Source organism: Streptomyces johnsoniae, from assembly GCF_031845565.1.
In the GTDB taxonomy this organism is placed as follows: domain Bacteria; phylum Actinomycetota; class Actinomycetes; order Streptomycetales; family Streptomycetaceae; genus Streptomyces; species Streptomyces johnsoniae.
Genome location: NZ_JAVREV010000008.1, coordinates 221,596 through 246,455, shown reverse-complemented (window position 1 = coordinate 246,455; position 24,860 = coordinate 221,596). Strand labels below are relative to the sequence as shown.

Annotated in this window: 24 protein-coding genes; 10 read left to right on the top strand and 14 right to left on the bottom strand. The window is 72.8% G+C overall.

The annotated features are described in order from the left end of the window. Positions 1-41: 41 nt before the first annotated feature. Positions 42-167 carry a hypothetical protein gene (locus RM779_RS16590; RefSeq protein WP_311618467.1) on the top strand — a complete coding sequence of 42 codons (126 nt, stop codon included), beginning with the start codon at positions 42-44 and terminating at the stop codon, positions 165-167. Continuing rightward, a complete protein-coding gene (locus RM779_RS16585) occupies positions 151-360 on the top strand; it encodes a hypothetical protein (RefSeq protein WP_311618466.1) in 210 nt (69 codons plus the stop codon). The genes RM779_RS16590 and RM779_RS16585 overlap by 17 nt, the downstream gene beginning before the upstream one ends. Before the next feature lie 34 nt (positions 361-394). Here RM779_RS16585 and RM779_RS16580 read toward each other — a convergent pair whose 3' ends face one another. From RM779_RS16580 to map, 7 genes are all read right to left on the bottom strand, one after another. Continuing rightward, complete coding sequence (locus tag RM779_RS16580) at positions 395-1,015, bottom strand: L-threonylcarbamoyladenylate synthase (RefSeq protein ID WP_311618465.1); 621 nt, start codon at positions 1,013-1,015, stop codon at positions 395-397. 73 nt (positions 1,016-1,088) lie between these two features. After that, positions 1,089-2,684 (bottom strand): alpha-amylase family glycosyl hydrolase, encoded by a 1,596-nt coding sequence (locus RM779_RS16575; protein ID WP_311618464.1) that lies wholly within the window; start codon positions 2,682-2,684, stop codon positions 1,089-1,091. Positions 2,685-2,732: 48 nt separating this feature from the next. Beyond that, positions 2,733-3,563 carry a carbohydrate ABC transporter permease gene (locus RM779_RS16570; RefSeq protein ID WP_311618463.1) on the bottom strand — a complete coding sequence of 277 codons (831 nt, stop codon included), beginning with the start codon at positions 3,561-3,563 and terminating at the stop codon, positions 2,733-2,735. Beyond that, positions 3,560-4,666, bottom strand: a complete 1,107-nt coding sequence (locus RM779_RS16565) for a carbohydrate ABC transporter permease (RefSeq protein WP_311618462.1) — start codon at positions 4,664-4,666, stop codon at positions 3,560-3,562. The genes RM779_RS16570 and RM779_RS16565 overlap by 4 nt, the downstream gene beginning before the upstream one ends. A gap of 130 nt (positions 4,667-4,796) precedes the next feature. Then, positions 4,797-6,101 carry an ABC transporter substrate-binding protein gene (locus tag RM779_RS16560; protein WP_311618461.1) on the bottom strand — a complete coding sequence of 435 codons (1,305 nt, stop codon included), beginning with the start codon at positions 6,099-6,101 and terminating at the stop codon, positions 4,797-4,799. Between the two features lie 129 nt (positions 6,102-6,230). Continuing rightward, positions 6,231-6,887, bottom strand: coding sequence for a biliverdin-producing heme oxygenase (locus tag RM779_RS16555; RefSeq protein ID WP_311618460.1), 657 nt, complete (start codon positions 6,885-6,887; stop codon positions 6,231-6,233). Between the two features lie 119 nt (positions 6,888-7,006). Next, on the bottom strand, positions 7,007-7,873 hold the full coding sequence (gene map / locus RM779_RS16550; RefSeq protein ID WP_311618459.1) for a type I methionyl aminopeptidase: 867 nt from the start codon (positions 7,871-7,873) through the stop codon (positions 7,007-7,009). Positions 7,874-7,906: 33 nt separating this feature from the next. On the opposite strand from map, the gene RM779_RS16545 reads away from it, so the two are divergent. The 3 genes from RM779_RS16545 (at position 7,907) to RM779_RS16535 (ending at position 9,208) form a co-directional block, all read left to right on the top strand. Beyond that, positions 7,907-8,188: a hypothetical protein gene (locus RM779_RS16545; RefSeq protein WP_311618458.1), complete on the top strand. Its 282-nt coding sequence runs from the start codon at positions 7,907-7,909 to the stop codon at positions 8,186-8,188. Between the two features lie 64 nt (positions 8,189-8,252). Then, positions 8,253-8,960: an NADPH-dependent F420 reductase gene (gene npdG, locus RM779_RS16540; protein WP_311618457.1), complete on the top strand. Its 708-nt coding sequence runs from the start codon at positions 8,253-8,255 to the stop codon at positions 8,958-8,960. Positions 8,961-9,007: 47 nt separating this feature from the next. Further along, entirely contained in the window at positions 9,008-9,208 is a 201-nt protein-coding gene (locus RM779_RS16535; RefSeq protein WP_311618456.1) for a hypothetical protein, read from the top strand. A 43-nt stretch (positions 9,209-9,251) separates the two neighbouring features. Here RM779_RS16535 and panB read toward each other — a convergent pair whose 3' ends face one another. Continuing rightward, positions 9,252-10,121, bottom strand: coding sequence for a 3-methyl-2-oxobutanoate hydroxymethyltransferase (gene panB / locus RM779_RS16530; RefSeq protein WP_311618455.1), 870 nt, complete (start codon positions 10,119-10,121; stop codon positions 9,252-9,254). A gap of 245 nt (positions 10,122-10,366) precedes the next feature. Between panB and RM779_RS16525 the strand changes: the two genes are divergently transcribed. The 3 genes from RM779_RS16525 (at position 10,367) to pspAB (ending at position 12,978) form a co-directional block, all read left to right on the top strand. Then, positions 10,367-11,395: an endonuclease/exonuclease/phosphatase family protein gene (locus RM779_RS16525; protein ID WP_311618454.1), complete on the top strand. Its 1,029-nt coding sequence runs from the start codon at positions 10,367-10,369 to the stop codon at positions 11,393-11,395. A gap of 76 nt (positions 11,396-11,471) precedes the next feature. Beyond that, positions 11,472-12,371: a zinc metalloprotease HtpX gene (gene htpX, locus RM779_RS16520; protein WP_311618453.1), complete on the top strand. Its 900-nt coding sequence runs from the start codon at positions 11,472-11,474 to the stop codon at positions 12,369-12,371. 7 nt (positions 12,372-12,378) lie between these two features. After that, on the top strand, positions 12,379-12,978 hold the full coding sequence (gene pspAB, locus RM779_RS16515; RefSeq protein ID WP_311618452.1) for a PspA-associated protein PspAB: 600 nt from the start codon (positions 12,379-12,381) through the stop codon (positions 12,976-12,978). An 18-nt stretch (positions 12,979-12,996) separates the two neighbouring features. Here pspAB and RM779_RS16510 read toward each other — a convergent pair whose 3' ends face one another. From RM779_RS16510 to RM779_RS16495, 4 genes are all read right to left on the bottom strand, one after another. Next, positions 12,997-14,754, bottom strand: a complete 1,758-nt coding sequence (locus RM779_RS16510; protein WP_311618451.1) for an NAD+ synthase — start codon at positions 14,752-14,754, stop codon at positions 12,997-12,999. Between the two features lie 153 nt (positions 14,755-14,907). Beyond that, positions 14,908-16,371, bottom strand: coding sequence for a cytochrome P450 family protein (locus tag RM779_RS16505; RefSeq protein ID WP_311618450.1), 1,464 nt, complete (start codon positions 16,369-16,371; stop codon positions 14,908-14,910). After that, a complete protein-coding gene (locus RM779_RS16500) occupies positions 16,368-16,970 on the bottom strand; it encodes a GTP-binding protein (RefSeq protein WP_311618449.1) in 603 nt (200 codons plus the stop codon). The genes RM779_RS16505 and RM779_RS16500 overlap by 4 nt, the downstream gene beginning before the upstream one ends. Then, positions 16,951-17,367: a DUF742 domain-containing protein gene (locus RM779_RS16495; protein WP_311618448.1), complete on the bottom strand. Its 417-nt coding sequence runs from the start codon at positions 17,365-17,367 to the stop codon at positions 16,951-16,953. Before RM779_RS16495 ends, RM779_RS16500 begins: the two co-directional genes overlap by 20 nt. Before the next feature lie 413 nt (positions 17,368-17,780). Between RM779_RS16495 and glnA the strand changes: the two genes are divergently transcribed. Further along, the gene (glnA, locus tag RM779_RS16490; RefSeq protein ID WP_077061835.1) at positions 17,781-19,142 is read left to right on the top strand and encodes a type I glutamate--ammonia ligase; all 1,362 of its coding nucleotides are present in this window, start codon (positions 17,781-17,783) and stop codon (positions 19,140-19,142) included. 482 nt (positions 19,143-19,624) lie between these two features. Next, positions 19,625-22,615, top strand: coding sequence for a bifunctional [glutamine synthetase] adenylyltransferase/[glutamine synthetase]-adenylyl-L-tyrosine phosphorylase (locus RM779_RS16485; RefSeq protein ID WP_311618447.1), 2,991 nt, complete (start codon positions 19,625-19,627; stop codon positions 22,613-22,615). On the opposite strand, the gene RM779_RS16480 is transcribed toward RM779_RS16485, so the two are convergent. Both RM779_RS16480 and RM779_RS16475 read right to left on the bottom strand, forming a co-directional pair. Continuing rightward, positions 22,603-23,454, bottom strand: coding sequence for a phosphatase PAP2 family protein (locus tag RM779_RS16480; protein WP_394813311.1), 852 nt, complete (start codon positions 23,452-23,454; stop codon positions 22,603-22,605). The genes RM779_RS16485 and RM779_RS16480 overlap by 13 nt on opposite strands. A 146-nt stretch (positions 23,455-23,600) precedes the next feature. Beyond that, positions 23,601-24,629 (bottom strand): LacI family DNA-binding transcriptional regulator, encoded by a 1,029-nt coding sequence (locus RM779_RS16475; protein WP_311618445.1) that lies wholly within the window; start codon positions 24,627-24,629, stop codon positions 23,601-23,603. Positions 24,630-24,860 lie beyond the last annotated feature (231 nt).

The following is a 24,860-nucleotide window of genomic DNA, read 5'->3' as shown; positions in this document are numbered from 1 at the left end:
GCTGATCGCGCGAAGGTCAACATCATGACAGAGGCGGGGGAATGCCCCGACGGGGCAGGGCGGCGGCGGAGTACCTGGACCAGAAGTTCGGCGACGCGGCCGAACAGATCCCGGTCTACGGCTCGGAGTTCGGCTGGAACCGCCGGGTCCGTGGTCCGACACGGTGACGCCCGGCCGCACATCAGCTGGACGGCCTGGGCGTTCGACAACTACTGGAAGCCGCAGATGTACGACCACGACTGGAACCTGCTCGGTGGTGAACACCAGGGGCGGTTCGTCAAGCAGTGGCTGGACGACCTGTACCAGGCCGGGGTGACCCGGCTCCCCGGCACCTCAGCCCGTTCCCGGTCCGGGCGGTGACCGCGCGGCCCCGCCCGGACCGTCCGGGCGTGCGTCAGGTGAAGATGCCCGGGTCGCCCGCTCCCTCGCGCACCACCTCCGGCTCATCCCCGGAGAAGTCCACGACCGTGGTGGGGACGACGCCGCAGTCCCCGGCGTCGAGTACGGCGTCCACCACGTGGTCGAGCCGTTCCTTGATCTCCCAGCCCTGGGTCAGCGCGTCCTCCTCGCCGGGAAGGAGCAGGGTGCTCGACATCAGCGGCTCGCCCAGCTCCGCCAGCAGGGCCCGCACGACGGTGTTGTCGGGGATGCGCACGCCGATGGTCCGGCGCTTGGGGTGCATCAGCCGGCGCGGCGCCTCCTTGGTGGCGGGCAGGATGAAGGTGTACTTGCCGGGCGTGGCCGCCCGGACGGCGCGGAAGACGGTGTTGTCCACCCGGGCGAACTGCCCCAGCTGCACGAAGTCCGCGCAGACCAGGGTGAAGTGGTGGCGGTCGTCCAGCTTCCGGATGGCCCGGATACGGTCCAGGCCCTCGCCGTTGCCCAGCCGGCAGCCGAGCGCGAAGCAGGAGTCCGTCGGGTAGACGACGAGCCCCCCGGCCCGGACGATCTCCGCCACCTGGCCGATGACGCGGGGCTGTGGGTTCTTGGGGTGCACGTCGAAATATCTCGCCATACCACGAGCCTAGGCCCTGCCCTGTCCCTCCCGCCGGGCCGGTGGGTCGGCGGGGTCGGCGGGGTCGGCGGGGTCAGTAGGCGAAGATGCCGAAGCCGAAGCCCGGCACGGTGACCTCCTGGCCGCTGAGCGTCGCGCCGTTCGTCTCCACCGGCCTGGCCTCGCCCGGGCCCGGGGCGGCCAGGGTGTAGGAGGCGGGCTCGCGGCGCGGGTTGACGGCGATGAGGTAGCAGTCTCCCCGCGTGTACACCAGGGGGTAGCCGGTGTGCAGGACGTTGACGGATGAGCGGCTGCCCAGCTCGGGAACGGACTTGCGCAGCGCGATCAGGCGGCGCACCAGATGCAGCAGGGAGTCCGGGTCCGCGCGCTGCCCGGCGACCGTGGGGCGGCCCGGGTCGGGGTCGACGGGCAGGTAGAGCCGGTCGGCTGGCGCGGTGGAGAAGCCGGCGTTCGGGGAGTCGTCCCACTGCATCGGGGTCCTCGACCCGGCCCTGTTGTAGCGGGGGCCGAGCACGCTGCCCTCGTGGTCGGGCAGCCCCGGGAGGTAGCGCATGCCGATCTCGTCGCCGTAGTAGATGGCGGGCAGTGTCGGCCAGGTCAGCTGGAAGGCGAACGCCGCGGGCAGCTGCTCGGCGGTGCGCGGGCCGCAGCACAGGCGGGAGAAGTCGTGGTTGGCGGACGGCAGGGTGATGAACCCCTGGTCGCCGATGACGGCGTTGACCGACTCCCAGGCGGTGACGAACGTACCGGCGGTGCCGCCGCCGTCCGCGTCGAAGTAGCAGTGCCGCTGCGTCCAGTGCTCGGCGACGGTGCCGTGGTTGTTGTTCCACAGCGAGCGCAGCGGCAGGCCGTCGGAGGGGCCGCCGAACTGGAGGAAGAAGTCGGAGTGGAAGCCGGCGGGCACCGAGACGGCCGGGTCGCCCCACTCGGCCAGCAGCGCCGCGTGCGGGTGGGCGCTGTCCAGCCACGTGCGCAGTTCGGTCCACAGCTGGCCGGTCTCGATCAGTCCGGGGTCGTCCTTGACCAGGGAGTGCGCCATGTCCACGCGGAACCCGGCCAGGCCGAGGCGCAGCCAGTGGTCCATGATCTCGCGCAGCGCCGCCCGGTTGGCGCGCGGCCCCTCCGAGCCGACGGGCAGCCGCCACGGCTCGGCCGGGTCCTTGCGGGCGTAGCCGAAGTTGAGAGCGGGCTGGGACTCGAAGAAGTTCGGCAGGTAGCCGCCCGGTCTGCTGCCGGGGGAGGCCACGAAGTTGTCCGGCAGCCCGTCGGTGGACTCCGTCCAGATGTACCGCTGGTCCGCCGGGTCGTCGATCGCGGCGCGGAACCAGGGGTGCTGGTCGGAGGTGTGCCCGGCCACCAGGTCGAGCAGCACGCGGATGCCGCGCCGCCCCGCGGTGTCGACGAGCTGGGCCAGGTCGTCCGCGGTGCCGTAACGGGGCGCGACCGACAGGTAGTCGGAGACGTCGTAGCCCGCGTCGTTGAACGGGGAGGCGAAGCAGGGGTTCAGCCAGATCGTGTTCACGCCGAGCCACGCCAGGTGGTCGATCCGCTCGGTGACCCCCGCGAAGTCACCGATCCCGTCGCCGTTTCCGTCGGCGAAGCTCTGCGGGTAGATCTGGTAGAGGACGGCGTCGGGGAGCCAGGCGGGGGCGGGGCGGAAGGACGGCATGGGGGCGGCGCACCTTTCGGGTCACACGGGGCACTGGGGAAGGGCGGTTCAGCCCTTGACCGCGCCGGCGGTCAGGCCGGACACCACGGCGCGGCGGAAGACCAGGACGAGCAGCGCGATGGGCAGCACCGAGACCGTCGCGGCGGCGAAGATCGTGCCGTAAGGGACGGTGAACTGGCTGCCGAAGAGCGCCAGGCCGACCGGCATCGTCCGGAACCGGTCGGCCGTGTTCAGGGTGAGCGCGATCAGGAACTCGGTCCAGCAGGCGGTGAACGTGAAGATCGCCGCGGTGAACATGCCGGGTCTGGCCTGCGGCAGGATCACCGACAGGACGGTGCGTACCGGGGAGGCACCGTCCACCCACGCGACTTCCTCCATCTCCTTCGGAATCCCGAGAAAGAAGTTCCGCAGAATCCAGACCGCGAACGGCACGTTCAGCGCCGTATACACGAGGATCAGCCCTTGGTAGCTGTTGAGCCAACCGATATCGCGCATCAGCAGGAAGAGGGGGGCGGCGAGCGCGATGGTGGGGAAGAGGGAGATCATCAGCAGCGCCACCATGATCGGCGCCTTGCCGTGCAGCGGCAGCCGCGCCAGGGCGTACCCGGCGAACGCGCTCAGGGACAGCACCAGCGTCGTGGCCACGACGGACACCAGCACGGAGTTCACCAGGTAGGTGCCGAAGTTGTTGTCGACGAACGCCTGCCGGTAGTTCTCGAAGGTGGCGTTCGGGGGCCACAGGTCGGGCGGATTGGCGCCGATCTCCTCCGGGCCCTTGAGCGAGGACGCGGCCATCCAGTACAGCGGCGCGGCCACGAAGGCGGCGATCAGCAGCGCCGCGAGATGCGTCCAGGTCAGTCGGACTCTGCCGATTCTCATGTCCCGGCCTCCTCTTCGCCGACCTGGGACCGGAACGCGCGCAGAAACAGCAGGCAGCCGACCAGCACCAGGGCGGCGGTGCTCGCCGCCACGGCCGCGCCCGGGCCGAAGTCGAGGTTGGTGAACATCACATGCCAGCCCAGCAGGGCGAGTGATTCCGTGGCGTCGCCTGGGCCGCCGCCGGTCAGCACGAACGGCAGGTCGAAGATCCCGAAGGCCTGGAGGATGCGGAAGAGGACGGCGATGGTCAGCGCGGGCCGCAGCAGCGGCAGCCGCACCCGCCAGAAGGCGGTCCACGCGCCGGCGCCGTCCACCCGGGCGGCCTCGGTGACGTCGGTGGGCAGCATCATCAGCCCGGCCAGCACGATGATCGCGACGAACGGGGTGGTCTTCCACACGTCGGCCACCGCCATCGAGATGATCGCCGGGAAGCGGGTGCCGAGGAACTGCACGGGCTCGCCCGTCACGTTCTCCGACGCGGCCGTCAGGATGCCGTAGACGCCGTTGTACATGTACGCCCACAGCTGGGCCGAGACAACGGTGATCATCGCCCAGGGCAGCAGGAGCAGCGCCATCATCCAGCTCCGCCCGACGCCGCCGAGCCGTTCGAGCACGAGCGCGATCAGCGTGCCGAGGATCAGTTCGGCCAGCACCGTGCCGATGGTGTACAGCACGGTGAACACCAGGGCGTGCCGCCAGCGTTCCGAGCCGAGCAGCAGCCCGTAGTGGCCGGTGGTGAAGCCGGAGAGGCTGAATCCGCCGGCGGACACGTCGACGTCGCTCAGGCTCATCGCGACCGAGAAGACGATGGGGAACAGCGTGACGGCCAGCACCACGAACAGCCCGGGCAGGGCGAACGCCCAGCCCAGCCGGGCGAACCGGCGTTCGAGCACGGAGCGCTGTGGCGGGCGCAGCCGGGAGCGCCCGCCGGGGCCGCCGGGCGGCTTCCCGCCGGCCTCCGCGGGCCGCGGCCCGGCCTCGGCCGGTCCGCCGCGGGGCGGCGGATGGCGCCTGGAACGCCCGTACGCCAGCGTGTGGCCGTCGTCCTCACCTGGCGGCCCGGCCGCCGCCGAAGGGGTGCCCTCCGGGGGAGTGTCGCTCACGGCAACCTCGGGTTCGCTTCTCCGCCCGCGCGGCTGCGTGCGGCGGTGGGGATGGTCGCGCGGGGCCCGGCCGCCGCGCGGGGGATGCCTGCCGGTCCGTCGCCTGCTGGCCGGAGGCCGGGGGAGTAGCTCACAGGGCGTTGCCCTCCAAAGCCCGCTCGATGTCGTCGCACGCCGCGCGCAGCGCCGCGCCCGGCGGCGTGGTGCCGGCCAGCGACCCGTTGATGTTGGTGAACAAGCCGTGGCTGACCTGCGCGTACCGGGGGACGAGGGCGGGTCTGGCGACCATCGGCACCTCGGCCGCGGCGGCGAGCACCGGGTCGTCGCGCTGGAGTTCCTTGTCGTTCAGCACGTCGGAGACGGTGGGCAGTACGGCGTTCTCGGCGAGCATGCGCTGCGCCTCGTCGCCGGTCATCCACCTGATGAACGTCAGCACGGCGCCGATCGACTCGCTGTGCGGGTTGACCATGAGGTTCCAGCCGCCCATGGCGGAGGGGCCCGGGTGGTCCTCGCCCTCGAAGGTGGGCAGCGGCGCGATGCCGACCTTGCCCGCCACGGCGGAGATCTCCGGGTCGTTCGACTCACCGAAGCCGTGCGCCCAGTTGCGGTGGAAGACGGCGTCGCCCTCCACGAAGGTCTGGAGCGACTGCGGCTCCTGGAAGCTGGTGATCGCCGAGGGCGCCACCCCGTCGTCCAGCATGCCGCGCATGAAGTCCAGGACGCGCCGGTTCTCCGGGGTCTCCATCGTGCAGCTCTCGTGGTCCCCGGAGACGCTCCGGCCGCCGGCCGCCGCCGTCATCTCGGTCCAGTTGACGCTCAGGCCCTCGTAGTTGGCCCACTGGCCGACGTAGCCGTACTCCGCGTCGCCCGCGTCCTGGATGGTGCGGGCGGTCTTCGCCAGCTCCTCCCAGGTGCGGGGGACCGGCAGGTCGTGCTTCTCCAGCAGGTCCTTGCGGTAGTAGAGGAAGCCGGCGTCGGCGTACAGCGGCGCCGCCACGTGGTCGCCGCGGTACTCGGTCAGCTCGGAGCGCTGCTCGGGGTAGCGGTCCCAGAAGTCGTCCGGCAGGTGCTCGTCCAGCGGCATGGCCAGCTCCGACCTGCCGAACTGGGCGGGCCAGATGAGGTCGCCGTTGAAGACGTCGATGCTGCCGGAGCCGCCGGAGATCTCGGTGGTCAGCGTGGCGCGCATCGTGTCGGTGTTGTTCGGCGCCGCCTGGTAGGTGACGGAGATCTCGGGGTGCTTCTTCTCGAAGGCGTCGATGAGCTTCTGTGGCAGGCCCTCGGGGCCGAAGTTGATTGCGTACCAGGTGATGGCGCCGGACGCCGGCCCCACGTCCCGCGGATCGACCGTTGCGGAACCGACGCCGGAGCCGCATGCGGCAGCGGCCAGCAGAACGGGGACGGCGCAGAGCGCGGCTGCTCTGCGGATGGACATGGGCCTCAGCGTTCCGTGCCCGTCCCCCTACACAAAGCCGAAAACGCTCTTATCGGAAATATTCACCGGAAAGGGCCCCTGCGTTCAGGGCCCCTGCGTTCAGGGCCCCTGCGTTCAGGGCTGCCGCGTTCAGGCCGCGGCGCTCTCCAGATCCCCGAACACCGCCGTGTTGAGCGCGAACGCCCGCTTGCACTCGTCCACGATCCGCAGCCGCTCCGGCTCCCGCGCGGGCAGCGCGTCCAGCAGCGACCGGTACTCACGCTTGAACGCGGCCGGGTTGGCGATGCCCTCGAAGACGTAGAACCGCACCCCGTCGCCCTTGCGCGCGAAGCCGTAACGCCGCTCCGCGGTGGAGCGGATGATCTGACCGCCGGAGAGGTCGCCGAGGTAGCGGGTGTAGTGGTGCGCGACATAGCCGCCCGGCCAGTCCCGCGCGACCTCCATCACGCGCGCCGCGTACGCCTCGGTCGCGGGCAGCGGGCGCAGCGCGGCGCGCCAGTCCGCGCCGTCGTGCAGGTGGTCCAGATCGCGTTCGAGCGCGGTGGTGCGGAACAGCTCGGGGCGGATGAACGGGCCCGCGACCGGGTCGTCCGCCAGCCGGTCCGCGACCCCCTCCAGCGCCCGGTAGACGAACCACAGCTGCTCGGTGTAGCCGCGGAACGCGCCGACGCCGAGCCGTCCGCCGAGCAGGTCGCCCATGAACGCCGAGTTCTCGGCTTCGGTGTGCTGCTGGTGCGAGGCGTCGCGGATCAGCGTCGAGAAAGGGGTGGCTTCGAGCACGGTCACGGTGGACCTCCAGGGCCGAACGAGGCGGCGGGGCGCGGCAGGCCGCCGCGCCCCGCCATCCTCGCTACTTAGGCTTACCTAAGTCAAGCACTTGCCGACGCCGTGTCGGTAACCCCGGGTCAGGGCAGCGTCAGGATCTCCGCCCCGTCGTCCGTCACCAGCAGCGTGTGCTCGAACTGCGCCGTGCGCCTGCGGTCCTTGGTGACCACCGTCCAGTTGTCCGCCCACATGTCCCACTCGTGCGTACCGAGCGTCAGCATCGGCTCGATCGTGAACGTCATCCCCGCTTCGAGCACCGTCGTCGCGTTCGGGTCGTCGTAGTGCGGGATGATCAGGCCCGAGTGGAACGAGCTGTTGATGCCGTGACCGGTGAAGTCCCGCACCACGCCGTAGCCGAAGCGCTTCGCGTAGGACTCGATGACGCGCCCGATCACGTTGATCCGGCGCCCGGGCCTGACCGCCCGCACCGCCCGGCTCAGCGCCTGGCCGGTCCGCTCCACCAGCAGGCGCGACTCCTCGTCCACCGCCTCCTCGCCGCCCACCAGGTACGTCGCGTTGGTGTCGCCGTGCACGCCGCCGGTGAACGCGGTCACGTCGAGGTTCACGATGTCGCCCGCGTGCAGCACCGTCGAGTCCGGGATGCCGTGGCAGATCACCTCGTTCACCGAGGTGCACAGCGATTTGGGGAAGCCCCGGTAGCCGAGCGTGGACGGGTAGGCACCGTGGTCGCACAGGAACGTGTGCGCCACCTCGTCCAGCCGGTCGGTCGTCACCCCCGGCTCGATGTGCGCCGCCGCCTCCGCCAGCGCCCGCGCGGCGATCCGCCCGGCGATCCGCATGCGTTCGATGGTCTCCGCGTCCTGCACGTCGGGCCCGCGGTAGGGCGTGGGCGCCTTGCGGCCCACGTACTCGGGGCGGGGGATCGCGGAGGGAACGGTGCGGGCCGGCGAGAGCCGGCCGGGAACGAGGAGCGACTGGCCAGACATGCGAATGAGTTTACGGGTGGGCAGGATGAGGGCATGGCTGCTCTCTTCCGACGCAAGACCACCGGCCGGTCCGGCGAGTGGTACTACTGCCTGAAACACCGCGCGGTCGAGGAGGGCCCCGACTGCCCCGCGCAGGACCGCTTCGGCCCGTACCCGACCCGCACCGAGGCCGAGCACGCGATGGACACCGCCCGCGACCGCAACGAGGCGTGGCGCAACGACCCGCGCTGGAACGACGAGGACCCCGGCGAGGACGGGAACGAGGACGGGAACGAGGACGGGAACGGCGGCGGGACCGGGAGCCGGGCGACCTGACGCAGCAGGACCGCGGCCCGGGGGGAGCCGACTGGCCGCGGCGGGGGAGTGGCAGGATGCGGACATGACCTCAACAGAAGCCGGCGGCACCAGGCCCGCCGCCAAGGACCCCTGGGCCCTGCCCGACGTCTCAGGACTCGTCATCGGCGTCCTCGGCGGAACCGGCGACCAGGGCCGCGGCCTCGCCTACCGCCTCGCCCGCGCCGGCCACCGGGTGATCATCGGCTCGCGCGCCGCCGACCGCGCCCGCGCCGCCGCGGACGAACTCGGCCACGGCACCGAGGGCATGGACAACGCGGGCTGCGCCCGGGAGAGCGACGTCGTGATCGTCGCCGTCCCGTGGGAGGGCCACGCCGCCACCCTCACCGCGCTGCGCGAGGAGCTGGCGGGCAAGCTCGTCGTCGACTGCGTCAACCCGCTCGGCTTCGACAAGAAGGGCGCGTACGCCCTCGTCCCCGAGGAGGGCAGCGCCGCCGAACAGGCCGCCGCGCTCCTGCCCGACGCGCGCGTCACCGCCGCGTTCCACCACCTGTCGGCCGTGCTGCTCCAGGACCCCGCGATCGAGAAGATCGACACCGACGTCATGGTGCTCGGCGAGAGCCGCGCCGACTGCGCGATCGTGCAGGCGCTGGCCGGCCGCATCCCCGGCATGCGCGGCGTCTTCGCCGGCCGGCTGCGGAACGCCCACCAGGTGGAGGCGCTGGTCGCCAACCTCATCTCGGTCAACCGACGCTACTCAGCCCACGCGGGCGTCCGCCTCACCGACATCTGACCCCAGCAGATCCCGCCAGACCCCGCCAGACCCACGGAGCCCTCCAGATGCCCCCCGCCGCCCAGGCCGCCCACCCCAGCCGGCTCGCCCTCTACGCCCTGATCGTGTGCGTGCTCACCGTCGTCGCGGCGGTCGTGTCGTTCACCCGGGGCAACTGGCTCGGCATCATCTGGGTCCTCCTGGCCGGCCTCTCGTCGAACCTGGCCTGGTACTACTTCAAGAAGTCCAGGACCCGGCCGGCCGCCTAGACCCTGTCCTGAAGGCGGCCGGCCGGGGCGGCGCTCCCGGAGATCAGTGGAAGCTGTGCTCCTCGGCCGGGTAGGCCCCGCCCACGACATCCTCGGCGAACGCCCGCGCCGCGTCGCCCAGCGCCTCCCGCAGCCGCCCGTACTGCTTGACGAACCGCGGCGTGCGGCCGCCGGGCCACTCCGTCATCCCGGCCATGTCGGTCCACACCAGCACCTGCGCGTCGCACTCCGCGCCCGAGCCGATGCCGATCGTCGGAATGTGCAGGCTGCGCGTCACCTCCGCGGCCAGTTCGGCCGTCACCAGTTCGAGCACCACGGCGAACGCGCCCGCGTTCTGCACCGCCTTCGCGTCCCGCAGCAGCTGCTGCGCCGCCTCCTCGCCGCGCCCCTGCACCGGGTGCCCGCCGTAGGCGTGCACCGACTGCGGGGTCAGGCCGACGTGGGCCATCACCGGAATCCCCGACTCCACCAGCAGCCGGATCTGGTCGGCGGAACGCTCGCCGCCCTCCAGCTTCACCGCGCCGACCCCGGCCTCCTTGACCAGGTGGGTGGCGCTGCGCAGGGCCTGCACCGCGCTCTCCTGGTAGGACCCGAACGGCAGGTCCCCCACGATCAGCGCGCGGCTCGTGCCGCGCACCACGGCACCGGCCAGCATGGTCATCTGGTCGAGGGTGACCGGAACGGTGCTCTCGTATCCGAGGTGGGCGTTCCCCATGGAGTCGCCCACCAGCATCACCGGAATACCCGCCTCGTCGAAGACCGAGGCGGTCACCGCGTCGTACGCGGTCAGCATCGGCCACTTCTCGCCCCGCCGCTTGGCCGCCGCTATGTCCCTGACCGTGAGCCTGCGGCTGCTCCGGCCGCCGTACAGCCCGGTCCCGGCAGGCTTGTGCTCTGTCATCGCGCTGGTCATCGCGCTGCTCCTGTTCGTCGTCTCGAAGCGCCGTCACGGCGTCCCCGGATCGCCTTCCATGGTCGCACCGAGGCGGCACACGCGGAAAGGGGTGCTGATATAACGGAACCCCGCGCCCCGCCGTGGCCGTCTTGAGAGCGGACGAATCCGTCACACGATCCGGGAGTGGCCTCCTGGCCGGTGCCACGGGGCAAGTGGGGCCTATGGTTGCCGGGGCGGAGCGCGACGGTCAGCGAGGGCAGCGGATGGCACGTGTGGACACCCCGGCAACCCGTTCGGACGAGGGCGACGAGGACGGCGCCCACACCGCCGGGGACGGCGGTGGCGACAAGCCGCGCTGGCGGGACCGCGTCGGGCGGTGGCGCCGCGGCTGGGTCGTCGCGGGCCTCGCCCTGGCGCTCGCCCTGATCATGATGCTGCACTCCCGGATTCCCAACCAGATCGGGAACCTGGGGAGTCTCCTCCAGACCTTCCTGCCCTGGCTCGGCTTCGCGATTCCGTTGCTGGCCGGCTGCGCGGCGCTGCGCCGTTCCGCGACGGCCGTGATCGCCGTGCTGGTGCCGTCCCTGGTCTGGCTCAACCTCTTCGGCGGGCTGCTCGTCGACAAGACCGGCGGCGGCGGGGCGCTCATGGTCGTCAGCCACAACGTGGACGCGGACAACACCGACCCGGCCGCCACAGCCGCCGAGCTGGCCGCCTCGGGCGCCGACCTCATCGCCCTCCAGGAGCTGCCGCAGAACGAGCGGGAGACCTACGAGGAGGGGCTGGCCGAGACCTACCCGCACCACAGCGTGGAGGGCACGGTCGGCCTGTGGAGCCGCTACCCGCTCAGCGACACCGCCCCCGTGGACATCGGCATGGGCTGGACGCGCGCCATGCGCACCACCGTCGCCGGCCCGCAGGGCGAGATCGCCGCCTACGTGGCGCACCTGCCGTCGGTGCGCGTGCAGTTCCGGGCCGGGTTCACCGCCGGGCAGCGGGACGGCGCCGCCGATCTCCTCGGCCAGGCCATCGCCGACGAGCCGGTGGCCCGCGCGATCCTCCTGGGCGACCTGAACGGGACGATGAACGACGGCGCGCTCGCCCCCCTGACCTCGCAGCTGCGCTCCACGCAGGGCGCGGCGGGCGCGGGCTTCGGCTTCAGCTGGCCCGCCGGGTTCCCCATGGCCAGGATCGACCAGATCCTGATCCGCGACCTGGAGCCGGTCTCCTCCTGGACCCTCCCGGCCACCGGCAGCGACCACCTGCCCGTCGCCGCCCGCGTCGACTTCTGACCCCCGTTCTCCCTTTTGCCCGGCCTGCTCTACTTTTGAAGGAAGGAGGAGGAAAGGCTCCGCGAGGAAGGCAGGCATGGCACGCACCCGCTACGCACCCGACCGAGGGCTCACCCGCCGCATGGTGCTCACCATGTTCCTCATCGGGCTGCTCTACGTGATCTTCGTGGGCGTGCTGGTCGCCGCACTGGGCAAGGCCTGGCCGCTCGTCGTGATCCTGGTCGGCGGACTGTTCGCCGCCCAGTTCTGGTTCAGTGACCGGATCGCCGCCTTCAGCATGGGCGCCCGCGAGGTCACCCCCGAGCAGGCCCCCGAGCTGCACGGCGCCGTGGACCGGCTGTGCGCGCTGGCCGACATGCCCAAGCCCAAGGTCGCCATCGCCGACACCGACGTGCCGAACGCGTTCGCCACCGGCCGCAGCCAGAAGAAGTCCCTGGTCTGCGCCACCACGGGCCTGCTGCGCCGCCTGGAGCCCGACGAGCTGGAGGGCGTCCTCGCCCACGAGCTGTCGCACGTAGCCCACCGCGACGTCGCCGTGATGACCGTGGCCGCGTTCCTCGGCGTGCTGGCCGGGCTGATCACCCGCATGGCCCTGTGGACGGGCCTCTTCGGCCGCGGCGGCCGCAACAACCAGAACGTGCTCCTCCTGCTGATCCCGCTGATCAGCGCCGTGGTCTACGTGATCAGCTTCCTGCTCACCCGGCTGCTCTCCCGCTACCGCGAGCTGTCCGCGGACCGCACCGGCGCGCTGCTCACCGGCCGCCCCTCCGCCCTGGCCTCGGCCCTCACCAAGGTCTCGGGACAGATGTCCCGCATCCCCACCCGCGACCTGCGCCAGGCCGAGCCGTTCAACGCTTTCTTCTTCGCCCCCGCGCTGTCCCCCGGGGCGACCCTGAGCCGGCTGTTCTCCTCCCACCCGACCCTGGAACAGCGCCTCGACCGGCTGGCGAAGCTGTCCAACCAGCTCGGCGGGTGACGCGGCCATGGGCTTCCTCGACATGATCCTCGGCCGCCGCAAGCCCGCCAGGCCCGACCTCGACCAGCTCTTCGCCATCCCCTCCGCCGCCGTCACCCTCCAGGCCGCCGCCGGGCTCACCCCGACCGGGCGCGGCTCCGTCTGCTTCGCCAGCGTCGAGGGCGGCGCGTTCACCCGCGTCAGGCAGGAGGTGCGGGAGCTGCTCGACGCCGACACCGCCACCGGCGGTATCCCCGTCGAGTTCAGCCAGGACTCCTACGGCTACACCTGGCTGCTGGCCCGCCACCCGCCGGAGGACATCGGCGGCCTGGTCAACGACCTGCACGCCGTCAACACCAGCCTTCAGGACGCCGGTTTCGGCCCTCAGCTGCTGTGCTCGATCACCGGCTTCACCACCGCACCCGACGACCGCGGCCAGCAGCGCCCGCTTGCCCTGGTCTACCTGTACAAGCGCGGCACGTTCTACCCGTTCGCGCCCGTGCCCGGCCAGTCCGAGCGCCGCGACAACGGCCTGGAACTCCAGATCCGCGCCCTGCTGGAGAACGATCTGCGCGTGGAGAAGGACCTCACCCGCTGGTTCCCCGTGTGGGGCGCGCCCGGCCTGTGAACGGGCCCGGCCGCCCCGCTACTCCCGCCAGCCGCTGGTGATCGGCAGCCTGCGGTCCTTCCCGAAGACCTTCGGTGAGATCTTCGTGCCCGGCGGGTACTGCCGCCGCTTGTACTCGGCGGCGTCCACCAGCCGCAGCACGCGCGTGACCAGCTCCTCGGGGAAGCCGGCCGCGATGATCTCCGCACGCCCCAGGTCCCGGTCCACGTAACTTTCGAGCACCCGGTCCAGCTGGTCGTAGTCCGGCAGGGAGTCCGTGTCGACCTGGCCGGGCCGCAGCTCCGCGCTCGGCGGCTTGGTGATCGAGCTCTCCGGGATGGGCGGCGTCTCGCCGCGCCGCGCGGCGGCCTCGTTCCGCCACCGCGCCAGCTGGTAGACGCCCGTCTTGTAGACGTCCTTGATCGGCGCGTACGCGCCCACCGAATCCCCGTACAGCGTGGAGTAGCCCACCGCCAGCTCGCTCTTGTTGCCGGGGGCCAGCACGATGTGCCCCTCCTGGTTGGACACGGCCATCAGCAGGGTGCCGCGCAGCCGCGACTGGAGGTTCTCCTCGGCGAGCCCCGTCAGCTCCACCGCCGACATGTAGGCGTCGAACATCGCCCCCACCGGAACGGTCCGCAGGTCGAGGCCGGTGCGGCGGGCCAGCTCCACCGCGTCGTCCCGCGAGTGCTCCGAGGAGTACCGCGAGGGCATCGACAGGCCGTACACGTTCGCGGGCCCCAGCGCGTCGCAGGCGATGGCCGCGCACAGCGCCGAGTCGATGCCGCCTGACAGGCCGATCAGCACCGAACGGAAGCCGTTCTTCCGTGTATAGGCCCGCACCCCGGTGACCAGCGCCTGGTACATCTCCTCCGTGTCACCCAGGCGCTCCGCCTCGCCCCCCGGGTACCGCACCTGGCCGGGCGCCAGGGGCTCGGACTCGGACGACAGCGTCAGGTGGTCGATGCGCAGCCCGTCGGCGACCGGCCCGGACGGCGGCTCCGCCGCCGCGGCGGGCAGGTCGAGGTCGAGCAGGAGGCACTCCTCGGCGAACTGCGGTCCGCGGGCCAGCACCGAGCCGTCCCGGTCCACGACGATCGAGTCGCCGTCGAAGACCAGCTCGTCCTGCCCGCCGACCATCGCCAGGTACGCCAGCGCGCACCCGGCCTCCTGCGCCCGCCTGCGCACCAGGCCGAGGCGCGTGTCGTCCTTGTGCACCTCGTAGGGGGAGGCGTTGATCGTGAGCAGCAGCCCGGCCCCCGCGGCGCGCGCGGCCGGCACCCGGCCGCCGTCCTGCCACAGGTCCTCGCAGATGGCCAGCGCCACGTCGACGCCGTGCACCCGGAGCACGGGCAGGGTCGCGCCGGGCACGAAGTACCGGAACTCGTCGAACACCCCGTAGTTCGGCAGGTGGTGCTTGGCGAACGTCAGCACCACCTCGCCGCGGTGCAGCACGGCCGCCGCGTTCTGCGGGGCGCCGGCCGGCAGCCCCGCGTTGACCCTGACCTCCTCGGCGGAGCGGTCCAGGTAGCCGAGCACGACCGGCACCTCGCCCAGACCGGCCTCGGCCAGCCGCACGGCGAGCCCGTCGAGCGCCTCCCGGCTCGCGGACACGAACGAGGCGCGCAGCGCCAGGTCCTCCACCGGATAGCCGGTCAGCATCATCTCGGGGAACGCCACCAGGTGCGCGCCGCGCTCCACGGCGTGCCCGGTCCAGCGCAGCACGGCGTCCGCGTTCGCGGCCAGGTCCCCGACGGAGGAATCGATCTGGTTGAGGGCGATACGTAGCTGAGGCACGCCACCGAGTCTAATCGTCCGACTGACGCTATGGGGTGGGGGACCGGGGGCGTTCCTGGGAGGGCCGCCAACCAGCGGTGGGGCGCGGCCTCTTCGCGGTACGCGTCCGGCGGCGCGGACCTGCCGGGCGGCGAGGCGGCGCGCCGGACCGGCTCACCGGCCCCGTAGCCGGGCCAGCACCGCGCGGACGGCCGGGGCCCGTCGCCCGACCCGGCCGCCCGCGGCGACGGGGCCTGCGGCGGAACCGGCCCCCGGGGCGGCGGGCCCGGCCGCCTGCCCCCACGCGGGCTGGCGCACCGGCCGCGGCGGCGGGCCGCCCGCCCGTTCCGGCTCCGCCGCGGCCGGGCGGCGGGGGGTGAACGCGACGGGCAGCGCGTCCAGGTGGCGCGACCAGGTCGATGCCGACCAGGTCAGCTCCTCGGGGCCGGCGGCGGGCCGGAGGCCGGGCAGCCGGGCGAGCAGCACCTCGACGGCCGTCACGCAGATGGCCCGGCCGATCTCCTGCCCCGGGCATTCGTGGGGGCCGCTGGTGAACGCCAGGTGCGAGCGGTTGCCGTGCATCGGGGCGCCGGGCGCGGGCCGGATCTCCGGGTCCGCGTTGGCCGCGGCCAGACCGAGGAGTAAGAGGTCGCCCCGGCGGATGTGCCGCCCGCCCAGCTCCACGTCCTGAAGGGCGAAGCCGCCGGGGCACACCGCGATCGGCGGCTCGTCCCACAGCACCTGTTCCACCGCGGCGTGCGGCGTCATCCGCCCGCCGAGCAGCGGCCCGCGGAAGGCGGGGTGGACGAAGACCCGCAGGGTGTTCACGATGAGGTTGGTGGTCGCCTCGTTCGCCGCGACGAGCACCAGCCGCAGGTGGTGGCCGACCTCCTCCTCCGACAGGCCGGCCGGGTGCGCGATCAGCCAGGACGCCAGATCGTGGCCGGGCGCCGCGTGCTTGCGCTCCACGAGCCCGCACAGCGCGCGCTTGAGGTAACGGTCGCTGGTGACGGCCCGCTCGGTGCCGAGCAGCAGCTGGCGGCTCGCCTCGGCGAGCCGCGGCCCCTCCGGCTCCGGCAGGCCCAGGAGCTGCGTCAGCGTCAGGACCGGCAGCTGCCGCGCGTACTGGGCGACCAGGTCCGCCCGCCCGTCCGCGGCGAACCGGTCGATCAGCCCGTGCGCGTTGTGCTGCGCGAGGCGCCGCAGCCCGCGGCGGTCGAAGCGCCGCAGGCTTTCGTGGACCGCGCCGCGCAGCCGCTGGTGGGCGGCGCCGTCCTGGTGCGCGCAGTCCGGGCCCCACAGCAGGACCGGCGCGATGGGGGCGTCCGGGCCGATGCGCCCCTCGATCCACCGGGACCAGTTGCGCCCGTCCCGGCTGAAGCGGCGCGGGCTGCGGGTCACGTGCAGGATCTCGTCGTAGCCGAGCACGAGCCAGGCCGGCACGTCGCCTTCGAGCAGCACGGGGGCCACGGCCCCGTGGCGGGCGCGCAGCCCTTCGTACAGGGCCGCGGGATCGGCGGCGGCCGCCCGGCCGTACAGCCGCTGCGCCCCGCCCGGTCCTTCGCGGTGGGCGGGGCACCCGGGGGGCGGCGCGCCGTGCGGCCCGGTGCGGTAGGGGTCGGGCGAGGTCGCGGTCACATGGCCCTCCTCGGGGGCGTGTCGCGCCGGGGCGCGGTGGTGTGCAGGTGGCGCAGCAGCGTCAGGAGCACGCCGCGGGACGAGCCGGTCCTGCGGGCGTCGCAGGTGACGACCGGCACGGAACCCGGCAGGTCGAGCGTGGCCCGCAGGTCGCCGGCGGGGCACAGCGGGGCGTCGGGGAAGAGATTGGCGGCGACGACGAAGGGCACGCCGCCCCGTTCGAGCCGGTCCACGGCCGGGAAGCTGTCGTGGAGGCGGCGGGTGTCGACCAGCACCACCGCGCCGATCGCGCCGTCGAGCACGCCGTCCAGCAGGAACCACAGATGCTGCTGGCCCGGCGGGCCGAACAGGTAGAGCACCAGGCGCCCGCCGCACGTGACACGGCCCACGTCCACGGCCACTCGCGGGCCGGTCCCCGCCGCGGCGCGGAGCGGGCGGATCTCGCTGACGGAGTCGACCAGCGTCGTCTTGCCGACCCCGAAACCGCCGACGACCAGCACCTTCACCGACCGCTCGGCCGAGTCGGGCAGCGGGTCGGGCGGCGAGGGATGCGGGGCCGGCGAGGACGGTGGGGGCAGCTCATAAACGCTGTAATCCATCGATCAGTGCCTTCAGGATCGTGGGGTCGGGGTACGAGGCGGCGCGGCACTGCTCCTCGCGGGTCCCCCGCAGCTCGACATGCCCGCGGGCGTGCAGCTCCCCGAGCAGGGTGACGACGGTGCGCAGCGGCAGGCCGAGGTGGGCCGACAGCTCCGCGACGGACAGCGGGCGGGCGCAGGCGCGCAGCAGCGCCGCCTGCTCGGGCGGCAGGTCCGCGGGGGGCGCGGATGTCGCGAAGACGAGCGTGGCCAGGTCGAACGCGGGGCGGGCGCCGACGAGGCGCAGCGGTGCGGGCGGCCCCTGGCCGCCGCGGGGGTCCGCGTCGCCCGCGGTGGCGGCGCGGGCCGTTTTCTCTTCCGGCCCGGGGCGGGCGGCTCGTGCGTCGGCGTGCTGCATGGGCATCCTCGTCGGACTCGCGGGCGGCGGGGGCGGGAACGGCGGGCGGGCACGTGGGGTAGCGGTGTCAACTCGCCCGGTGACTGGGAGAGTAGGGGGCGGCCTGCGCGGGCCGCAGCAGCTTGGGGAAACGTCCCCCGGACGGGCGGCCGGACGGGTCCCCCGGTGGGTGAATCCGGCGGCCGCGCCCCCGCTGACCTGCGGTTGGACGGGTGCGGCCGGGCGCAATTCGCTGGGTACATCTATGGCCAAAGGTTGGTTCGGTCGTGCCCTCTTCCGTGCCCCACAATGGACGCGGGCCGTCCCGGTCGCGCATGCGCAACGCCGCCGAAATCCTGTGATGGGATGCTCGGGACCCCCGCAGGACCCCGCGGCCGGGGACAGAGCCGTCTGACCAGCGAGGATGGGTGGAAATGGAGAAGCAGCAGGAGTTTGTACTCCGCACGCTGGAGGAGCGGGACATCCGTTTCGTGCGCCTGTGGTTCACCGACGTGCTCGGCTTTCTCAAGTCCGTCGCCGTCGCCCCCGCCGAGCTTGAGCAGGCGTTCGAAGAGGGCATCGGCTTCGACGGCTCCGCCATCGAGGGATTCGCGCGCGTGCACGAGTCCGACATGATCGCGAAGCCCGCGCCCAGCACGTTCCAGATCCTGCCCTGGCGGGCCGAGTCCCCGGGCACCGCCCGGATGTTCTGCGACATCCTCATGCCCGACGGCTCCCCCTCGTACGCGGACCCGCGCTACGTCCTCAAGCGCGCCCTCGCCAAGAGCTCCGACCTCGGCTTCACCTTCTACATCCACCCGGAGATCGAGTTCTTCCTGCTGAACGACAAGCCGGTCGACGGCTCGCGCCCCACCCCGGCCGACACCTCCGGCTACTTCGACCACACCCCGCAGAACATCGGCATGGACTTCCGCCGGCAGGCCATCACCATGCTCGAATCCATGGGCATCTCGGTCGAGTTCTCGCACCACGAGGGCGCTCCCGGCCAGCAGGAGATCGATCTGCGGTACGCGGACGCCCTGTCGACCGCCGACAACATCATGACGTTCCGCCTGGTGATGAAGCAGGTCGCGCTGGAGCAGGGCGTGCAGGCCACGTTCATGCCCAAGCCGTTCTCCGAATACCCCGGCTCCGGCATGCACACGCACCTCTCGCTGTTCGAAGGCGACCGCAACGCCTTCCACGAGACCGGCGCCGAATACCAGCTGTCGAAGATCGGCCGCTCCTTCATCGCCGGTCTGCTCCGGCACGCCGGGGAGATCTCCGCCGTCACCAACCAGTGGGTCAACTCCTACAAGCGCATCTGGGGCGGCACGCAGCGCACCGCGGGCGCGGGCGGCGAGGCACCGTCCTACATCTGCTGGGGCCACAACAACCGCTCCGCGCTGATCCGCGTGCCCATGTACAAGCCCGGCAAGACCGGCTCCACCCGCGTCGAGGTCCGCTCGCTCGACTCCGGCGCCAACCCCTACCTCTCCTACGCCGTCCTGCTCGCCGCGGGTCTCAAGGGCGTCGAGGGAGGATACGAGCTGCCGCCCGGCGCCGAGGACGACGTGTGGGCCCTGTCCGACGGCGAACGCCGCGCCCTGGGCATCGAGCCGCTGCCGCAGAACCTGGGCGAGGCGATCCAGCTGATGCAGCGCAGCGAACTGGTCGCGGAGACGCTCGGCGAGCACGTCTTCGATTTCTTCTTGCGCAACAAGCGCCAGGAGTGGGAGGAATACCGCTCCGAGGTGACCGCGTTCGAGCTGCGCAAAAACCTGCCGGTGCTGTAGGGCTTGCCGCCCGGGAGCACCAGCCCGGACTCGGTCCGGACTCGGTCCGGAGCGTCGCGCCGGGCTTCGTTCCGGCAGGCGTGTGCGCGTCGCGCCCTTCGGCGGTGCAACGTCGGGCTTGCCGCCCGGGAGACCGCCTGCCCGTATCGTCCCCGAAGCAGCCAGGACTCGGTCCGGCGGCCGGGCCCGCACCGCGCACTTCGGCGGGGCAACGTCCCCGCCGCGAGCCCCGTCCGGGAAGCGATCCCGCGCCGGACTTCGCCGGCGACGACCTTCTTGGGCGGGAACGATCCCGTGGCCTCGCGGTCGCGGAAACGCGCCCGCGCCGGGGCGGTCCTGCCACCGACGGCGGCCGGGCTCTCGTCCGCGGCCCGCGGTCGCGCCGTGCCCGCGTCGTGCCGCCGGTGGCTACGCTCTATGCGGGGCCGGCGTCGGCCGGCCCCGCTGACCAGCGGAACTCCGCCACAGAGGGGACGAACGACGTGCCGGTGGGTGGGCGAAAGGACAGCCGTTTCGGGCAGCTTCTGCGCCGGGGGTTCACCGACCCCACGGCCGCCGGGCGGCTGCTCGACGACCCCGTGCTGCGCGCGGCCGCGGCCGACGGCGTGCTGCTGGACGCCCTCGGCGCCACCGCGGACCCCGACCTCGCGCTGCGCGGACTGGCCCGGCTCGCCGAGGCCCAGAGCCGGGGTCCTGCCCTGCTGCTGGACACCCTCGCCGCCGCCAAGCCCCTGCGCGACCGGCTGCTCGCCGTGCTCGGCGCCTCCGAAGGGCTCGCCGACCACCTCGCCCGCCACCCGGACGACTGGCAGTCCCTCGTCGCCTTCGAAACGGCCGACCTGCACCCGGGCACCCAGGAGTTCGAGGCGGCGCTCGCCCCGGCCGCCGACGCCGACGCGCTGCGCGTCCACTACCGCCGGGCCCTCCTCACCATCGCCGCCCGCGACATCACGGGCACCACCGGCTTCGCCGAGACCGCCGCCGAGCTGGCCGACCTCGCCACCGCCACCCTGCGCACCGCGCTGCGCATCGCGTCCGACGCGGCCCCCGAGGACGCCGCGCGCTGCCGGCTCGCCGTCATCGGCATGGGCAAGTGCGGGGGCCGGGAGCTGAACTACGTCTCCGACGTCGACGTCATCTTCGTCGCCGAGCCCGCCGAAGGCACCGAGGGCGCCGAGGGGCCCGCCCTCCAGGCCGCCACCCGGCTCGCCGCGCACATGATGCGCCTGTGTTCCGAGACCACCGCCGAGGGCACCATCTGGCCGGTCGACGCGAACCTCCGCCCCGAGGGGCGCAACGGCCCGCTGGTGCGTACCCTCAGCAGTCATCTCGCCTACTACCGCCGCTGGGCGAAGACGTGGGAGTTCCAGGCCCTGCTCAAGGCCCGCCCGGTCGCGGGCGACGCCGCCCTGGGCGACGACTACCGCGCGGCCGTGGCCCCCCTGGTCTGGCAGGCCGTCGAGCGCGAGAACTTCGTGCCCGACGTGCAGCAGATGCGCCGCCGCGTCGAGGAGTCCATCCCCGCGGGCCAGGCCGAGCGCGAGCTGAAGCTCGGCCCCGGCGGGCTGCGCGACGTCGAGTTCGCCGTGCAACTGCTCCAGCTCGTCCACGGCCGCACCGACACCTCGCTGCGCGCCGCCACCACCCTGGACGCGCTGGGCGCGCTCGCCGCCGGCGGCTACGTCGGCCGCCAGGACGCCGGCTCCCTCGACGCCTCCTACCGCTTCCTGCGCACCGCCGAGCACCGCATCCAGCTGTACCGTCTGCGCCGCACCCACCTGATGCCGACGGACGACGCGGACCTGCGCCGCCTCGGCCGTTCCCTCGGCTTCTCCGGCGAGCCGGTCCACGAGCTGACCGCGGCCTGGCGCCGCCACACCGCGGTGGTCCGCCGCCTGCACGAGAAGCTGTTCTACCGGCCGCTGCTCGACGCCGTCGCGCGGCTGGACGCGGGGCAGGTCGGCCTCGGCCAGGACGCCGCCCGCGAGCGCCTGGTGGCCCTCGGCTACGCCGACCCCGTCGCCGCCCTGCGCCACCTGGGCGCGCTCGCCTCGGGCGTCTCCCGCAAGGCCGCCATCCAACGCACCCTGCTGCCCGTGCTCCTCGACCGCTTCGCGGACTCCGCCGACCCCGACGCGGGTCTCCTCGGCTTCCGCAAGGTCTCCGACGCGCTCGGCACCAGCCCCTGGTACCTGCGGCTGCTGCGGGACGAGGGCGCCGCCGCGGAGAACCTGGCCCGGGTGCTCTCCGCCGGGCGCCTCGCCCCCGACCTGCTGCTGCGCGCCCCCGAGGCCGTGGCCCTGCTCGGCGACCCGGCCGGTCTCGCCCCGCGCCCGCTGCCCGCCCTCGGCCAGGAGATCCAGGCCGCCGTGCGCCGGGCGGACACCCCCGAGGGCGCGGTCGCCGCCGCGCGCGGGGTGCGCCGCCGCGAGCTGTTCCGCACCGCGGCGGCCGACATCGTCGGCGCCTACGCCACGGGCGGGGCGTCCGCGGACGAGGCGCCCGGGCCCGTGCTCGACCGCGTCGGCGACGCCCTCACCGACATCAACGCGGCCACCGTGGCCGGGGCGCTCACCGCGGCCTTCGCCGCCCGCGCGGAGCCCGAGCCCCTGACGCGCATCGCCGTCATCGCCATGGGCCGCTTCGGCGGCCACGAGCTGAGCTACGGTTCGGACGCCGACGTGATCTTCGTGCACGATCCGCTGCCCGGCGTTCCCGAACAGCGAGCCGCCGAGGCCGCGTTCGCCATCGTGAACGAGATGATCCGGCTGCTGCAACTGCCGAGCGTCGACCCGCCGCTGCTCGTCGACGCCGATCTGCGTCCCGAGGGCAGGAGCGGCCCGCTGGTCCGCTCGCTCGCCAGCTTCGCCGCCTACTACCGCCGCTGGTCCCTGACCTGGGAGAGCCAGGCGCTGCTGCGCGCCGAGCCGGTCGCGGGCGACGCGGATCTGGGGGAGCGGTTCATCGGGCTGATCGACCCGCTGCGCCACCCGCCGGGCGGGCCCGCCGAGGAAGCGGTCCGCGAGATCAGACGGCTGAAGGCACGGATGGAGGCGGAACGGATGCCGCGCGGCGCCGACCCGACGACCCACACCAAGCTGGGCAGGGGCGGGCTCTCCGACATCGAGTGGACCGTTCAGCTGCTCCAGCTGCGGTACGGGCACGAGCTGCCCGCGCTGCGCACCACCCGCACCCGCCGCGCGCTGGCCGCTGCCGCGGCGGCCGGGCTGCTCGACGCGGCGGACGCGGAGGTGCTGGACGAGGCGTGGCTGCTGGCCTCCCGGGTGCGGAACGCGGTGATGCTGGTCCGCGGCAGGCCGCAGGACACCTTCCCCGCCGACACCCGCGAATCGGCGGCCGTGGCCCGTTACCTGGGGTACGAGCCGGGCGAGGTCGGCCGGATGCTGGACGACTACCGGCGCACCACCCGCCGCGCGCGGGCCGTGGTGGAGCGGCTGTTCTACGAGGGCTGAACGCGCGGTTCCTCCTGGCCGGGAGCGCCGACGCGCCGCGGCAGCCGGTAGCAGGACGCGCCGTACCACAGGCGGGCGACGGCGTAGCCGAAGGCGAGGCAGATCAGGCCGCCGACCGCGTCCAGCCAGAAGTGGTTCGCGGTCGCGACGATCACCAGCAGCGTGACGGCCGGGTAGAGCAGGCCGAGGACCTTCACCCACAGCGGCCGGGCGAGCACGAAGATCGTGACGCCGCACCACAGGGACCAGCCGATGTGCATGGACGGCATCGCCGCGTACTGATTGGACACCGACGCCATGGCGCTGCCCTCGGCCGAGAGCGAGCCCCACGTGTGGTGGACGCTGGCGGTGTCGATGAAGTCCATGCCCTCCATCAGCCGCGGCGGGGCCAGCGGGTAGAAGTAGTAGCCGAGCAGCGCGACGCCCGTGGTGGCGAACAGCACCAGACGCGTGGCGCCGTACCGGCCGGGGTGGCTGCGGAACAGCCAGACGAGCACGGCGATCGTCACGACGAAGTGCAGGGTGGCGTAGTAATAGTTCATCGACACGATGAGCCAGGTCACGCTCTCTATCGCGTGGTTGACCGACCGCTCGAAGGCCAGGCCCATGGCGTCCTGCACGTCCCAGATCCAGCGGGCGTGGTCCTGCGCCTGCTCCACGCGGGTGGGCGCGGCATTGCGGATGACCGAGTAGACGCCGTAACTGAGCGCGATCAGCAGCAGCTCGAACCAGAGCCGGGGGCGTTTGGGGGTCCGCAGCGCGCTCAGGCGCCCGGGGGCGGGGGCGGCGGCCGTGTCCTCACTTCCCTCGGTCGCGGGTCCGGGTCCTGCCGGGTCCACTCGCTCAACTTTCGAACTGACACTGGTTGCCCCCATGGGCCAACAGTCTGCCAGAGGTCGGCGCTCGCCCGATCATCCTCCGGTCTGGTCTTAGACCTGCCCCCTCATCCGGGCGGTGGAATAATCCCCGCCGGGTCCCGCGCCGGTCAGGCGCGCTGTATGACCGGCGCGGTGGCGGTGGAGCCGCGGACGACCAGCTCCGGCATGAACACGAATTCGCTGTGCGGGGCCGGCGTCCCGCCGACCTCTTCGAGCAGCGCGCGGACCGCGGCCTGCCCCATCGCGGGCACCGGCTGGCGGATCGTGGTGAGCGGCGGATCGGTGAACGCGATCAGCGGCGAGTCGTCGAAGCCGATGACCGAGCAGTGCTCCGGCACGGAAAGACCCTGCTGCCGCGCGGCACGGATCGCGCCGAGGGCCATCATGTCGCTGGCGCAGATCACCGCCGTGCACTCCCGGGACAGCAGCGCGAGGGTGGCGGCCTGGCCGCCCTCCAGCGTGTACAAGGAGTGCTCGATCAGCCGTCCGGCCTCGGCCGCGGGCACCTGCAGCTCCTCCTCCATCCCGCGCACGAAGCCCTCGATCTTGCGCTGTACCGGCACGAACCTGGCCGGGCCGAGCGCGAGGCCGATCCTGCGGTGGCCGAGCGAGCCGAGGTGGGTGACGGCGAGCCGCATCGCGGCCCGGTCGTCCGGGGAGACGAACGGCGCCCGCACCTTCGGCGAGAACCCGTTGATCAGCACGAACGGCACGCCGTGCCCGCGCAGCCGCTCGTAGCGCTCCATGTCGGCGCTGGTGTCCGCGTGCAGGCCGGAGATGAAGATGATCCCGGCGACGCCGCGCTCCACCAGCATGCCGGTCAGCTCGTCCTCGGTGGAGCCGCCCGGCGTCTGGGTGGCCAGCACGGGCGTGTAGCCCTGACGGGTGAGTGCCTGGCAGATGACTTGCGCAAAGGCGGGAAAGATCGGGTTTTCCAGCTCCGGGGTGATCAGTCCGACGAGCCCGGCGCTCCGCTTCTGCAGTCGCGCGGGCCGCTCGTATCCCAGCAGGTCGAGCGCCGTCAGGACGGATTCGCGGGTGGCGGAGGCGACTCCCGGTTTGCCGTTGAGCACACGGCTGACGGTCGCTTCGCTGACCCCCGCCTGGGCTGCGATGTCAGCTAGCCGTGCGGTCACAGTTCGGGACTGTACCGGTCGTGGATCGCCGTGCCCACCGGGGGAGGGGAAACTGTACCGGAATGTATGAATTTAGGCGCTTGCCCGGCGTTCGAGCACCCCCGAAGCGGTCTTGCAGCAAATTGCCGCAAGGTCTTTCCAAAAGTGGCGGCCGCTGTTACTTTCCTGACCGGCCCGGCGCGGCAGTGGCGCGGCGCATAAGGTGGACACATCCCCTTGAAACGGGCGTAA

Bases quoted from the DNA above. Each gene is read 5' to 3' on its own strand.
- RM779_RS16590 (WP_311618467.1), top strand. From the start codon at position 42: ATGCCCCGACGGGGCAGGGCGGCGGCGGAGTACCTGGACCAGAAGTTC.
- glnA (WP_077061835.1), top strand. From the start codon at position 17,781: ATGGAGAAGCAGCAGGAGTTTGTACTCCGCACGCTGGAGGAGCGGGAC.
- RM779_RS16560 (WP_311618461.1), bottom strand. From the start codon at position 6,101: ATGTCCATCCGCAGAGCAGCCGCGCTCTGCGCCGTCCCCGTTCTGCTG.
- RM779_RS16495 (WP_311618448.1), bottom strand. From the start codon at position 17,367: ATGCAGCACGCCGACGCACGAGCCGCCCGCCCCGGGCCGGAAGAGAAA.
- map (WP_311618459.1), bottom strand. From the start codon at position 7,873: ATGTCTGGCCAGTCGCTCCTCGTTCCCGGCCGGCTCTCGCCGGCCCGC.
- RM779_RS16575 (WP_311618464.1), bottom strand. From the start codon at position 2,684: ATGCCGTCCTTCCGCCCCGCCCCCGCCTGGCTCCCCGACGCCGTCCTC.
- RM779_RS16580 (WP_311618465.1), bottom strand. From the start codon at position 1,015: ATGGCGAGATATTTCGACGTGCACCCCAAGAACCCACAGCCCCGCGTC.
- htpX (WP_311618453.1), top strand. From the start codon at position 11,472: ATGGCACGCACCCGCTACGCACCCGACCGAGGGCTCACCCGCCGCATG.
- panB (WP_311618455.1), bottom strand. From the start codon at position 10,121: ATGACCAGCGCGATGACAGAGCACAAGCCTGCCGGGACCGGGCTGTAC.
- RM779_RS16535 (WP_311618456.1), top strand. From the start codon at position 9,008: ATGCCCCCCGCCGCCCAGGCCGCCCACCCCAGCCGGCTCGCCCTCTAC.
- RM779_RS16500 (WP_311618449.1), bottom strand. From the start codon at position 16,970: ATGGATTACAGCGTTTATGAGCTGCCCCCACCGTCCTCGCCGGCCCCG.
- RM779_RS16545 (WP_311618458.1), top strand. From the start codon at position 7,907: ATGGCTGCTCTCTTCCGACGCAAGACCACCGGCCGGTCCGGCGAGTGG.
- RM779_RS16525 (WP_311618454.1), top strand. From the start codon at position 10,367: ATGGCACGTGTGGACACCCCGGCAACCCGTTCGGACGAGGGCGACGAG.
- npdG (WP_311618457.1), top strand. From the start codon at position 8,253: ATGACCTCAACAGAAGCCGGCGGCACCAGGCCCGCCGCCAAGGACCCC.
- RM779_RS16570 (WP_311618463.1), bottom strand. From the start codon at position 3,563: ATGAGAATCGGCAGAGTCCGACTGACCTGGACGCATCTCGCGGCGCTG.
- pspAB (WP_311618452.1), top strand. From the start codon at position 12,379: ATGGGCTTCCTCGACATGATCCTCGGCCGCCGCAAGCCCGCCAGGCCC.